Annotated in this window: 13 protein-coding genes; 7 read left to right on the top strand and 6 right to left on the bottom strand. The window is 62.3% G+C overall.

Translation table 11 applies throughout. The features are described 5' to 3' along the window. The first annotated feature begins 18 nt into the window (after nt 1-18). The 5 genes from AC1D0I_RS12870 to AC1D0I_RS12850 all read left to right on the top strand — a co-directional run bounded on the left by AC1D0I_RS12870 (nt 19) and on the right by AC1D0I_RS12850 (nt 4063). On the top strand, nt 19-867 hold the full coding sequence (locus tag AC1D0I_RS12870; RefSeq protein ID WP_477307115.1) for a DUF1194 domain-containing protein: 849 nt from the start codon (nt 19-21) through the stop codon (nt 865-867). 89 nt (nt 868-956) lie between these two features. Continuing rightward, a complete protein-coding gene (locus AC1D0I_RS12865) occupies nt 957-1301 on the top strand; it encodes a peptidase inhibitor family I36 protein (RefSeq protein WP_095087330.1) in 345 nt (114 codons plus the stop codon). 159 nt (nt 1302-1460) lie between these two features. Beyond that, entirely contained in the window at nt 1461-2411 is a 951-nt protein-coding gene (locus tag AC1D0I_RS12860) for an ABC transporter substrate-binding protein (RefSeq protein WP_477395464.1), read from the top strand. 90 nt (nt 2412-2501) lie between these two features. After that, complete coding sequence (locus AC1D0I_RS12855) at nt 2502-3275, top strand: ABC transporter permease (RefSeq protein WP_477395462.1); 774 nt, start codon at nt 2502-2504, stop codon at nt 3273-3275. Next, complete coding sequence (locus tag AC1D0I_RS12850; protein ID WP_477228716.1) at nt 3272-4063, top strand: ABC transporter ATP-binding protein; 792 nt, start codon at nt 3272-3274, stop codon at nt 4061-4063. The genes AC1D0I_RS12855 and AC1D0I_RS12850 overlap by 4 nt, the downstream gene beginning before the upstream one ends. Before the next feature lie 19 nt (nt 4064-4082). Here AC1D0I_RS12850 and AC1D0I_RS12845 read toward each other — a convergent pair whose 3' ends face one another. The 3 genes from AC1D0I_RS12845 to AC1D0I_RS12835 form a co-directional block, all read right to left on the bottom strand. Beyond that, nucleotides 4083-5021 (bottom strand): GlxA family transcriptional regulator, encoded by a 939-nt coding sequence (locus AC1D0I_RS12845; protein WP_425352300.1) that lies wholly within the window; start codon nt 5019-5021, stop codon nt 4083-4085. Between the two features lie 347 nt (nt 5022-5368). After that, nucleotides 5369-5503 (bottom strand): hypothetical protein, encoded by a 135-nt coding sequence (locus AC1D0I_RS12840; protein ID WP_013894968.1) that lies wholly within the window; start codon nt 5501-5503, stop codon nt 5369-5371. Between the two features lie 339 nt (nt 5504-5842). Then, entirely contained in the window at nt 5843-6028 is a 186-nt protein-coding gene (locus AC1D0I_RS12835; protein WP_095087335.1) for a hypothetical protein, read from the bottom strand. A 219-nt stretch (nt 6029-6247) separates the two neighbouring features. Between AC1D0I_RS12835 and AC1D0I_RS12830 the strand changes: the two genes are divergently transcribed. Further along, nucleotides 6248-7147, top strand: a complete 900-nt coding sequence (locus AC1D0I_RS12830) for a LysR substrate-binding domain-containing protein (RefSeq protein WP_095087339.1) — start codon at nt 6248-6250, stop codon at nt 7145-7147. Between the two features lie 228 nt (nt 7148-7375). Here AC1D0I_RS12830 and AC1D0I_RS12825 read toward each other — a convergent pair whose 3' ends face one another. The 3 genes from AC1D0I_RS12825 to AC1D0I_RS12815 all read right to left on the bottom strand — a co-directional run bounded on the left by AC1D0I_RS12825 (nt 7376) and on the right by AC1D0I_RS12815 (nt 11083). Further along, nucleotides 7376-8395 (bottom strand): alpha/beta hydrolase fold domain-containing protein, encoded by a 1020-nt coding sequence (locus AC1D0I_RS12825; RefSeq protein WP_477395460.1) that lies wholly within the window; start codon nt 8393-8395, stop codon nt 7376-7378. Between the two features lie 245 nt (nt 8396-8640). Beyond that, complete coding sequence (locus AC1D0I_RS12820; protein WP_184873525.1) at nt 8641-8826, bottom strand: hypothetical protein; 186 nt, start codon at nt 8824-8826, stop codon at nt 8641-8643. A gap of 187 nt (nt 8827-9013) precedes the next feature. Then, complete coding sequence (locus AC1D0I_RS12815; protein ID WP_477395458.1) at nt 9014-11083, bottom strand: ASKHA domain-containing protein; 2070 nt, start codon at nt 11081-11083, stop codon at nt 9014-9016. Nucleotides 11084-11172: 89 nt separating this feature from the next. Here AC1D0I_RS12815 and AC1D0I_RS12810 point away from each other — a divergent pair, with 89 nt between their 5' ends. After that, on the top strand, nt 11173-11415 hold the full coding sequence (locus AC1D0I_RS12810; protein WP_477228713.1) for a hypothetical protein: 243 nt from the start codon (nt 11173-11175) through the stop codon (nt 11413-11415). Nucleotides 11416-11418 lie beyond the last annotated feature (3 nt).

Genomic DNA, 11418 nt, shown 5'->3' with positions numbered 1-11418 from the left:
CTCGCTTACCCTTGCGGCATGTCTGCTTTTTCATGCGCGAGACATGTCTTGTCGGGCGGCGCCGCGATCGCAATGATGCTCTGGCTGACGCCGGTGTCCCTCGCGGATGAACCGGTCGATGTCGAGCTGGTGCTGGCCGTCGATGTTTCCCTGTCGATGTCGCCCGATGAACTCGAGATCCAGCGGCACGGCTACGCGGCAGCGCTGACGCACGACAACGTTCTGCAGGCGATCGCCGACGGCGCTCATGGCAAGATCGCCGTCACCTATGTCGAGTGGGCCGGCACCACCTGGCAGCGCGTCATCGTGCCGTGGACGGTGATCGCCAATCGCGCTGACGCGGAGCGTGTGGTTGCGCAATTGTCGGCCCAACCGCCCGGCAGCGCGCGGCGCACCTCRATCTCCGGCGCACTGGAGTTCGGCAGCGATCTTTTTGCTGAAAGCGGCTACCAGGGAGACAAACGGGTCATCGACATTTCAGGTGACGGTCCCAACAACCAGGGCGCGCCGGTCAACCTCACCCGCGACGGGCTGGTCAAGCAAGGCATCGTCATCAACGGACTGCCGCTGATGACCCGAGGCGGCTTTTCCGGCGCCTACGACGTCAACAATCTCGATCGCTACTACAGCGACTGTGTCATCGGCGGTCCTGGGGCCTTCATGATCCCGGTCAACGACTGGACGCAATTTCCCGAAGCCATACGCCGCAAGCTGGTGCTGGAACTTGCCGGCCCAGCCTCACCGCAATGGGCGGCGGAAGAAGCCGCGCATCCGCCTGTTGTATTGGCGCAGGACGCGCCCGTCAGCGATTGCCTGGTCGGCGAGAAAATGTGGCGCAACCGCAGCTGGATGTTCGACAGCCGCTAGGCTTGCCTCTCCAACGGAAGCAATGGCAAACTGGCGAGGCCGCGCGATCGGGCGGCGGGGGCCGCGGTCAGAACCGAGGAAAACACCAGATGAAACGTCTTGCCATCCTGACTGCTGTCGCATCCGTGTTGTTTGCTGACGGCGCCAGCGCCCAATACAATGATGAGCCCGCCTGCATCATGTTCGAGCACGCAAATTTTCGCGGGCGGTCTATCGGCATGGGGTCCGACGATTCCGTGAATTTTCGCGGCGGTCAGTTCTGGAACGACCGCGTGTCGTCGGTGATCGTCCGCCGTGGCTGCACGCTCGTTGCCTATGAGGACTCGCGGATGGGCGGCCGTTCGATCGAGATCAGGCGCAGGGTCCGTAATTTCGGCGGCAGCGAATGGAACGACCGCATCTCGTCGGCGGAGTGTTATTGCAACGACTACTGAAGGCATGCCGGATTTCTGGCGGCTCATGCCGTTTCGGCGGCGGGCGATCCAGTGGGGCTATCGGCGCCGGCCCGCGTTGCGCCTCACCATCCTGTTCATTGACAAGCCGATTGGCCTCTGTGACACAATTTCTGTAGAGAAARCAAAAGGGGAACTGACATGACCAGGATCGCCGTTCTTACCGCAACATTGACACTTGCCGCCGGCTTGTCCGCACCGGCGATGGCTGCCACATCTGTCACCATCGGCATCAGCGGCTGGACCGGCTTCGCGCCGCTGACGCTTGCCAAGCAGGCAGGCCTGTTCGAGAAGCACGGCCTCGACGTGACCTTGAAGAAGGTGCCGCAAGCGAGCCGGCCGCTCGCCATCGCCAGCGGCGACCTGCAATGCGCCGCCACCACGGTCGAGACCTGGCTGGTCTGGAATGCCAGCGGCGTCACCACCAAGCAGATCTTCCAGCTCGACAAGTCCTATGGCGCCGACGGCATCGTCGTCCGCAACGACATCAAGACCGTCGCCGATCTCAAAGGCAAGAATGTCGCGTCCTCGGCACCCGGCACGTCGCCTTATTTCATGCTCGCCTGGGTGCTGAACAAGAACGGCATGTCGACCAAGGATGTGACCGTCGTCAACCTGGAGCCGGACGCGGCGGCGCAGGCCTTCCTCGCCGGCCAGAACGACGCCGCGGTCACCTATGAGCCGTTCATCTCGGCGGTGCGAGGCAAATCCGACCAGGGCCATATCCTAGCGACGACGCTCGACTACCCGATGGTGCTCGACACGGTCGGCTGCACGCCCGAATTCCTGAAGGCCAACCCCGATGCCGCCAAGGCACTTGCCGACAGCTATTTCGAAGCGCTCGACCTGATCAAGAGCGATCCGCAGAAATCCTACGAGATCATGGGCGCCGACGTGAAGCAGTCGGCCAAGGAGTTCGGGGATTCGGCGAAGTACCTGAAATGGGCCGACAAGGCCGAGAACAAGCAGTTCTTCACCAAGGAATTCCAGGACTTTTCCAAGACCGCCGGCGATCTTTTGCTGCAGATGGGGCTGATCAAGGAAGCGCCCGACGTCACCACGCTGGCCGACACCAGCGCGGTGTCGAACTGACAGTCCGGCCTTTAACCATTCTCGCGGCGGCGCTTGCGCCGCCGTTTTCTCCTGGACAAGTGACGATTTGAAGATGGGGACGATTTGAAGATGCGCCCCTTGCATCCAGTCTCGCCGGGCATCCGAACCGTGCTCGGCATTTCCTTCTTCGTGCTGTTCGTCGCCTTCTGGGCTTGGATCACGCTTGGCGGCCACGTCAATCGCATCTTCCTCGCCGATCCGCTGTCGATGCTGCGGGATGGCTGGCGGCTGCTGGTCGAGGATCGTTTCTGGCTCGACATATTGATCACCATCTGGCGGGTCTTCGGCGGCTTCCTGCTGGCCTCGGTCGTCGCGGTGCCGCTCGGTATTGCCATGGGCGCCTGGAGGCCGGTGGAGGCGTTTCTTGAGCCATTCGTCTCGTTTGCCCGTTACCTGCCGGCCTCGGCCTTCATTCCGCTGCTCATCCTGTGGGCCGGCATTGGCGAACTGGAAAAACTGCTCGTCATCTTCGTCGGCTCGGTGTTCCAGATCATCCTGATCATCGCGGTCAAGGTCGGCAGCACGCGGCGCGACCTGGTCGAGGCTGCCTATACGCTGGGCTCCACCAACAACGGCATCGTCAGCCGTGTGATCATGCCGGCCAATGCGCCGGAGATCGCCGAGACGTTGCGGCTGGTGCTCGGCTGGGCCTGGACCTATGTCATCGTCGCCGAGCTGATCGGCTCGTCCTCCGGCATCGGCTACATGATCATCAACAGCCAGTCGCGGCTGGCGACGGGGCAGATCATCTTCGGCATCATCGTCATCGGGCTGATCGGACTGTTGTCCGATTTCGCTTTCAAGGCCTTCAACCGCTGGCTCTTTCCGTGGAGCCTGGCGTGAGCAAGCTTCTCATCGAGGGCGTTTCGCGAACGTTCGCCGGCGTGCGCGGCGGCGAGCCGGTCAAGGCGCTGATGCCGGTCGACCTGGCGGTCGCGGCCAACGACTTCATCACCATCCTCGGTCCATCGGGCTGCGGAAAGTCGACGCTGCTCAGAATTGTCGCCGGCCTGGAAGCCCCAAGTGAAGGCCGGGTTCTGCTCGACGGTAAGGCGGTGACCCGTCCGGGGCCGGATCGCGGCATGGTCTTCCAGTCCTACACGCTGTTTCCCTGGCTGACGGTGGCCGAGAACATCGCCTTCGGCCTGCGCGAACGCGGCATGGCCGAAAAGGAGCGTGACGGGATCGTTGCTTCCTATGTCGATCTCGTCGGTCTGAAAGGGTTTGAGAACCACTGGCCGAAGCAGCTTTCCGGCGGCATGCAGCAGCGCACGGCGATCGCCCGCGCTTTGGCCAACGATCCCGAGATCCTGTTGCTCGACGAGCCGTTCGGCGCGCTCGACAACCAGACGCGCGGGTTGATGCAGGAGCTGCTGCTCGGCATCTGGGAGCGTCGCAAGAAAACGGTGCTGTTCGTCACCCACGACATCGAGGAAGCGATCTTCATGGCGTCGCGCGTGATCGTGATGACGGCGCGGCCCGGCCGCATCAAGTCGGATGTCGCCATCGACCTGCCGCATCCGCGCCACTACACGCTGAAGACCAGCCCGGAATTCTCGGCGCTGAAGGCACGGCTGACCGAGGATATCCGCGTCGAGGCGATGCGCACGGCGCAGACGCAGAGCGCCTAGGCAACCTTGATGTGCCGGCTCAGGCCGCCAGCAACTGCTTGCGGTCTACGCGCTCCTGCTGCGGCGAGCGGGCATAGAGCTCGCGGTAGCATTTGGAGAAATGCGAGGCCGAGACGAAGCCGCAGGCGACCGCCACCTCGACCACCGGCATCGACGACTGGATCAGCAGGTGCCTGGCGCGATCGAGCCGGATTTCCAGATAGTAGCGGGCAGGGGAGCGTCCCATCTCGGTGCGGAACAGCCGCTCGATCTGGCGGCGCGACAGGTCGACATGGTCGGCGATCTCGATCAGCGACAGCGGCTCGGACAGGTTCGCCTCCATCAGTTCGATGATGGTCAGCACTTTCGAGTTCTGCACGCCGAGGCGGGCACGCAGCGGCAGGCGCTGGCGGTCGGTCGGGCTGCGCACGCGGTCGGTCAGCACCTGCTCGCAGACGCGGTTGACGAGGTTCTCGTCGAAGTCGTCGCCGATCAGCTTCAGCATCATGTCGAGTGCCGCGGTGCCGCCGGCGCAGGTGTAGATGTTCTGGTCGATCTCGAACAGGTCGGCAAAGACATTGGCCTTCGGAAAAGCCTCGGAAAAGCCCGGCAGGTTCTCCCAGTGAATGGCGCAGCGCTTGTTGGACAGCAGTCCCGCGGCGGCAAGGATATGCGCGCCCGTGCACAGGCCGCCGACGGCGACGCCGCGATTGTACTCCTCGCGCAGCCAGGCGAAGGCCGACTTATTCTGATAGCGCTCGACATTGACGCCGCTGCAGACGATGGCCATGTTCGGCCGGTCAGGGCCCGCCATCTTCTTACGCTCTTCCTCCAGCGACGTGTTGACCGCGCATTCGACCCCGTTCGAGGCGCGCACCGGCTTGCCGTCGATGCTGGCGAGGCGCCAGCGATAGGCCTCATAGCCAAGCATGCGGTTAGCCGAGCGCAACGGGTCGAGCGCGGTCGCAAACGCTATCATGGTGAAATCGGGAATAAGAAAGAATACAAACGATCGCTTGATCGGATGCTTTACGGCGTTCAAGGGAACCTCACGCAGCCATGACGCGAACAGGATGTCGCGATTAGCATAGCGACATCAGGAAAAACCATGTCTGTCAATCGGCTACGCGGCCAGGACACGATTAAATTTGCGACATGGGTCGCAAATGGGCGATCGGGTGTTCAGCGAGGCCTGCACGCGACGCCCAACTGTTCAGGAACGGGCAGATTACGCCTTGCGGCGGAAACAAGAACGCCGCCTTGCGAGGAACCAGGCGGCGTTGCAGTTTTAAAGCAGCGGCAGGGAAGCGCTGCCTGCAAAAAAGATCAGGCGACGAAGCCGAGGCGCGCCGCAGCCATCGCGCCGGTCTGGCCGGGCATGGTGTTGGCAAGGCGCTGACGCTCGAGAGCGGTGGTCAGGTTCATTTCACGGCGGGCGAAAAGGCGGGCAAAAAGCTTCATGATCATCTCCATTCGGTTGCTCAGACGGGTCGCCTTCGCTTGATGGAGTGGGGCAGCTCGTTTGCTGACGCTGATATAGGCTTGCGCAGCGTAAAACTAAATCGCAAAAGCGAAGCGCTTGTTATGAAATGCGACACCGATTGCGACAATTTTGGGCAGCATGCTCGAATTTTACGATTGTTTACAAGGGACTAATTGGGAAACCGGGTCGCTATGCGGCTTGCTCATATGCGTCATGCGCTGGCGACATGGCTCCAAAACTCATTTGAATACAAATAAAACAAAGAAGGCCTGCCGGGCGGCTTGCGCGGCAGGCCTTCAGCACATGGTACACACGATTTACTTTGCTCCAGCCCACGATCCGACGCCGTTGCGAACCCCGGTCTTGGTGTCGGCAGCTTCAGGCCAGCCGATGTCCTTCTGCAGTTCGATCGGCAGGGAGTGGATGGCACGTTCGGTCTGGTAGCGGGCGCGGGCTGCGCTGAATTCGGTCGCGATCCGACCGATGGACGACAGGATAGACATTTCTTTCTCCTTTGGTGCTGGCGGATGCCAGACGGTGAGTTGGTTACGTCGCTTTTGTTTCAACTGCATTTCATGTCGATTGCAGGTTTGTATCGTGGTCGTTTCGGGGCCACTTCCAATGCGTCCTGCCTCGATGGTGTTGACTATCGTCCCAATCTGATGTTCAATCAAACGAAATGGAATGATGCTTTGTATCAGAAAAATTGAAGGTCGATTCCCATGAACGCCCCACTCAATCATCCACTGCCACTGCTCGATCTCGACGTTTTGCGCACTTTCGTGGCGATTGCAGAGACAGGCAGCTTCACCACCGCCGCCAATGCCGTCTTCCGCACGCCGTCGGCTGTCTCCATGCAGATCAAGAAGCTGGAGGACATTCTCGGCCGCTCGGTGTTCGCGCGCGACGCCCGCTCGGTGTCGCTGACCACGGATGGCGAAATGCTGCTCGGCTATGCCCGCAGGCTGCTGTCGATCAACCGCGAGGTGGTGTCGAAATTCATCATTCCCGAGATTGTCGGCGTTGTCCGGCTCGGCTCGCCGGATGACTATGGCGAGCGCGTGCTGCCGCATGTGCTGAAGCGTTTTGCGCAATCGCATCCGTCGATCGCCGTCGACGTCACCATCGACCAGAGCAGCAATCTGCGCCGGCGCATGGACGACCGCGCGCTCGACATCACGCTCTTGACCAACTCCTACAAGACCAGTGCGCTCGGCGCCGAGGTGCTGCTCACCGAGCCGATCGTCTGGGCCGGTGCCAAGGGCGGCTGCGCGCATCTGCGCGAACCCTTGCCGGTATCGCTCTGGGAAGAGGGCTGCGCTTGGCGGGCCGGCGCACTTGAGGCGCTTGGACGCGAAGGCCGCAACTATCGCATCGCCTATATGAGTGCGCACACGGCCGGCCAGCGCGCCGCGATCATGTCCGATCTCGCCGTGGCGCCGCTGCCGAAGTCATTCCTCGGCAACGACATGGTCGAACTCTGCCCGAAGGACGGTATGCCCGACATCGGCACTTACAATCTGGCGATGGTGGTGGCGCCGGACGCCAGCGCGCCGGTCAAGGCCGTTGCCGACCATATCCGCGCGACCTTCGAAGTGTTCCGGGAAACCGGCAAGTTCTGATACGCCGGCTGTGAACCGCGTTTCAGTGCTCAGCGATCTTATCACATGTGGGAAGCCGATTGATGTTCTGGCTGCAAACGTAAGCGACCTGGGTTGGTCCGAGACGCCAGTGGTCGTCCTGACCACCGATCATATTTTGAGTGTGCTCCGACGGTTCCAGGAAGGAGAGCTCATCGCTGCGGACGTGGAGGCCTGGGCAGATCTGATCGAATGCAGGGAAGATATCGACTACCAGCCAGAGCGAGATGAAGACATAGTGGAAGCAATTTTCGTGCTGGCCAATCCGGTGTTGAATGGTTCGTTAGATGAAGCCTTGACCGACCAGGTGATCGCCTTGATCTCGGCTTGACCAAAGGTTTTTTCCCCGGCCAGGAAGGTCACGATGCTGTCGCGCGCCCGCCGTGCTTCAGGCATGTCGATCAGTGGCCAAACGTGGAACATACCTTCCTCGTAGACGACCTCGACCTCGACGCCGACGGCGCGCGCCTTTTGCGCGAAGATCAGATTGTCAGGACTGAGGAGGTCGTGCGAGCCGGTTAGGAGCAGCGTTTTAGGCAGCACCGAGAGGTCGCCATAGAGCGGGCTGATGTGCCAGTCGCTGCGACCGTAGCCGGCGCTGTAGAGCCGGACAGCCTCCATCCCGCCCGAAATGCCCAGCCAGGGGTCGCGGCGTTCGGCCTCGAACACTTCGGGGTTGGAAAGCGACATGTCGAGGCCGGGCGAAATCAGCACATGGCGCGACGGCAGGGGCAGGGCCTGTTCCGCGGCCATCATGGTCAGCACGACGGCCATGTTGCCGCCGGCGGAATCGCCCATGAAGACGATGTCCTCGGCCTCTGTCTCGTCGAGCATCTGGCGGTAGACGTCGCCGACCATGCCGAACATGGCGTGGAAATCGTGTTCGGGAGCGATGGGATAGATCGGCACGGTGATGCCGTAGCCCAGCCGGTCGGCCATGTCGGCGATCAGGTGCCAGTGATAGGGCGTGATTTCAAAGACATAGGCGCCGCCGTGCAGATAGAGCATCCGCTTCTGCTCGCCGGCCTTGGGTGCGATTTCATAGACGGGGAAGCCATCGACCGTATGCATCTGGATGTCGAGACGCTGATGCAGTGCGGCGGGAGGTAGGTGGGTCTCGGTCTTGCGCGCGGCAGCGATCCAGCGCTGCAGGTTTTCAGGGCTGGAAAACGCCTTCTTGCGGCTGTACCGGAGCACGAAGGATACGACGTGGCTTTTCAAACTTGGCATGCGGATACACGAACTTCGGCGGCAGCCGACTAAGAGAATTCCCCTCTCTGGCGAAGATCGTGCCGTGGCCGAAAATGTCAAGTTATACGCTATGGCTACACGGTGGTGTGATCCGCGCCGTGGTGCTTGCGCCGACGATCAACGCCGCAGCAGAAGCGCGGCGCGCAGCCGGGTGTTGCCAGGCGCCGAGGCCGCATGGGGGCTCCGACGCCTGACGAGCAGTTTGCATTTGTCGGTGAATGTCATCAGCGCGCCGTGCCCAGAAGCAGCGAGATGAGCGCGGCCTGCGGGTCGTTCGGCGGCGATGCCGGCCAACCAATGTCCTTCTGGACATGCGGCGGCAGGCTGTTCATGGCCCGGATCGACTTCTTCCTGTCGTGGGCAAACTTGATGGCCGCACCATAACGGCCGAGGCTTTCGAACATCGACATTTTGGTTTCCTCCGGAAGGTCACTGCGGCAGGAAGACATTTCCGACCGGCCTTCGACGCCGGCCTAAATGCGCCGCGCGTGTTTCCAGCGGATTTCACGAAAACAACGCTTCGGTTTCCGAATCGGCAGATCCGGAAACATTTGCATACAAATGAGTTGGAGAGGCTGGCGACCTGGGCGCGCCCGCCTATTCCCGGCCGCGCCGGGCGGCGTGGCCCTCGCGCGAACGCCGGCGCGGAGCGGCGTCGCCGGCGACACCGTCCTCGCTGACCGTCTTGCGCGGCGGCAGTTTCACCGCCGCCGACAGTTTCGGGAACGGATCGACCTTGTTGGGCAGCGCCATGGCGTAGACGAAATGCTCCTGGAATTTCGGTTCCAGCGCGGTCTCGATCTTCTCGATCTTGCTGACCGTGTCCTCGATTTCGCGGCGATAGCCGCGGTTGAGCAGCGCCATGCGCGCACCGGCACCGGCGGCGTTGCCGACGGCCGAAACCTTGTCGAGATCGCAGTCCGGGATCAGGCCCAGCACCATGGCGTATTTCGGATCGATGAAGGAACCGAAGGCACCGGCGAAATGGATGCGGTCGACATGATCGGTGTTCTGCTTTTCCATCAACAGCTTGGTGCCGGCGTAAAGCGCTGCCTTGGCAAGCTGGATGGCGCGCACGTCGGTCTGGGTGATGGTGATCTTCGGCTCGCCCTCCTTCAGCACGTAGGAGAAGGTGCGGCCATTGGCGGTGACACGCGGCGAGCGGGCGGCAAGTCCGCCGTCGATGACGCCGTCCTCGGAGATGATGCCGGTGAGATACATCTCCGCGACGACCTCGATGATGCCGGAGCCGCAGATGCCGGTGACCCCGGTCGCCTGCACGCTGTCGAGGAAGCCCGCCTCGTCGGACCACAATTCCGAGCCGATGACGCGGTACTTCGGCTCCAGCGTGTCGGGGTCGATGCGCACGCGCTCGATGGCACCGGGCGCGGCGCGCTGGCCGCCGGAGATTTCCGCGCCCTCGAAAGCGGGGCCGGTGGGCGAGGAGGCGGCGACGACGCGCGTGCGGTTGCCAAGCACGATCTCGGCATTGGTGCCGACGTCGACGATCAGCATCATCTCGTCCTGGCGATGCGGGCCTTCCGACAGCGTCACCGCTGCCGCATCGGCGCCGACATGGCCGGCGATGCAAGGCAGCATGTAGAGCCGGGCTCCCTGGTTGAGCTTCAGGCCGATGTCGGAAGCCTTGACGTGCACCGCGCCTGAAACCGCTAGTGCGAAGGGCGCGCCGCCAAGCTCGGTCGGGTCGATACCGAGGAACAGATGGTGCATGATCGGATTGCCGACGAAGACGGAATCCAGGATGTCGTTGCGGTGGACATTGCCTTCGGCGCAGACCTTGTCGACAAGGCCGGAGATCGCTTCGCGCACGGCGACCGTCATGCCTTCGCGACCGTCGGGGTTCATCATCACGTAGGAGACCCGGCTCATCAGGTCCTCGCCGAAGCGGATCTGCGGGTTCGACGTGCCCGACGAGGCAGCGACGCGGCCCGACAGCAGCGACACCAGATGCATGGCAATGGTGGTCGAGCCGATATCGCAGGCCAACCCATAGGCTTCGTTCTTAAGGCCCGGCCACAAAGCGATGACGCGTGCGGTCTCCGAGTCGGCATCCTTGTAGATGGCAGCGGTGGCGGTCCAGCTGCCCTTGCGCAGAATGCCTTGCACTTGCGGCAAGAGATAAAAATCGAACTCCAGGCTCTTGAGGTTCCAGTCCTTCATCAGGGCGATCTTGAGGCGGTCGAGATCCCCGAGCGGCTTATGCATGTCGGGCTCTTCGATTTCGACATAGCACATGCGGATTGCCGCATCGCGGGCGATCACCCTGGTGTCGGCATCCTTGCGGATGGTCTGCGCGTTGATGACCGTGTCCTGAGGCACGTCGATGACGAGGTCGCCGAGGATCTGCGCCGAGCAGGACAGGCGGCGCCGTTCGGGCAGGCCGCGCACGCGCTCGTAGCGCTCTTCCTTGGCGCCCTTGGGCGAGATGTGGTCGTTGGATGAGACGATCTTGTGCTTGGCGAAATTGCCTTCCTGCACTTCGATCTGGCAGCGCCCACAGGTAGCGCGTCCGCCGCAGACGCTTTCGACATAGACGCCGAGCTGGCGCGCGGCATCGAGCACGGGCGTGCCGACAGGAAACCGCCCGCGCTTGCCCGACGGCATGAACAGCACGAGCGGATCGGTGATGTTGGCAGGTGAATTCATGCTTGCACGCGTCTCGATGACGATTGTCGATGCCGTTTAACGGATCGTTTCGCTATTGGGCGGAATGTTTGATGGTCCAGAGGCCAATCATGTCCGATCTCCTCCTGTCCGCCATAACAACCGCTTTTACCATGGTGCGCCTGCTGCGCGGCCCATGGCTGCGCAATCCGCAATATCTGGCGTCCGGTATCGTCGGCGCGATTGTCGGAGCATTGCTGCTCCACGGGTTCTGGCCGGCCGCCGACGACGACTTCATTGTCGGCGGGCTGACCGGCATTTTCGGGTCGTGGGCGGGAATGGTGCTGTTCGACGCCATTTTGGGCATGGCCTGACCG

It is taken from the genome of Mesorhizobium sp. P2_D1 (assembly GCF_056404455.1).
The sequence above is the reverse complement of the archived record's forward strand: the minus strand, read 5'-3'. Positions and strand labels throughout refer to the sequence as shown.

Bases quoted from the DNA above. Each gene is read 5' to 3' on its own strand.
- AC1D0I_RS12860 (WP_477395464.1), top strand. From the start codon at position 1,461: ATGACCAGGATCGCCGTTCTTACCGCAACATTGACACTTGCCGCCGGC.
- AC1D0I_RS12815 (WP_477395458.1), bottom strand. From the start codon at position 11,083: ATGAATTCACCTGCCAACATCACCGATCCGCTCGTGCTGTTCATGCCG.
- AC1D0I_RS12835 (WP_095087335.1), bottom strand. From the start codon at position 6,028: ATGTCTATCCTGTCGTCCATCGGTCGGATCGCGACCGAATTCAGCGCA.
- AC1D0I_RS12865 (WP_095087330.1), top strand. From the start codon at position 957: ATGAAACGTCTTGCCATCCTGACTGCTGTCGCATCCGTGTTGTTTGCT.
- AC1D0I_RS12825 (WP_477395460.1), bottom strand. From the start codon at position 8,395: ATGCCAAGTTTGAAAAGCCACGTCGTATCCTTCGTGCTCCGGTACAGC.
- AC1D0I_RS12830 (WP_095087339.1), top strand. From the start codon at position 6,248: ATGAACGCCCCACTCAATCATCCACTGCCACTGCTCGATCTCGACGTT.
- AC1D0I_RS12845 (WP_425352300.1), bottom strand. From the start codon at position 5,021: ATGATAGCGTTTGCGACCGCGCTCGACCCGTTGCGCTCGGCTAACCGC.
- AC1D0I_RS12840 (WP_013894968.1), bottom strand. From the start codon at position 5,503: ATGAAGCTTTTTGCCCGCCTTTTCGCCCGCCGTGAAATGAACCTGACC.
- AC1D0I_RS12855 (WP_477395462.1), top strand. From the start codon at position 2,502: ATGCGCCCCTTGCATCCAGTCTCGCCGGGCATCCGAACCGTGCTCGGC.
- AC1D0I_RS12810 (WP_477228713.1), top strand. From the start codon at position 11,173: ATGTCCGATCTCCTCCTGTCCGCCATAACAACCGCTTTTACCATGGTG.
- AC1D0I_RS12820 (WP_184873525.1), bottom strand. From the start codon at position 8,826: ATGTCGATGTTCGAAAGCCTCGGCCGTTATGGTGCGGCCATCAAGTTT.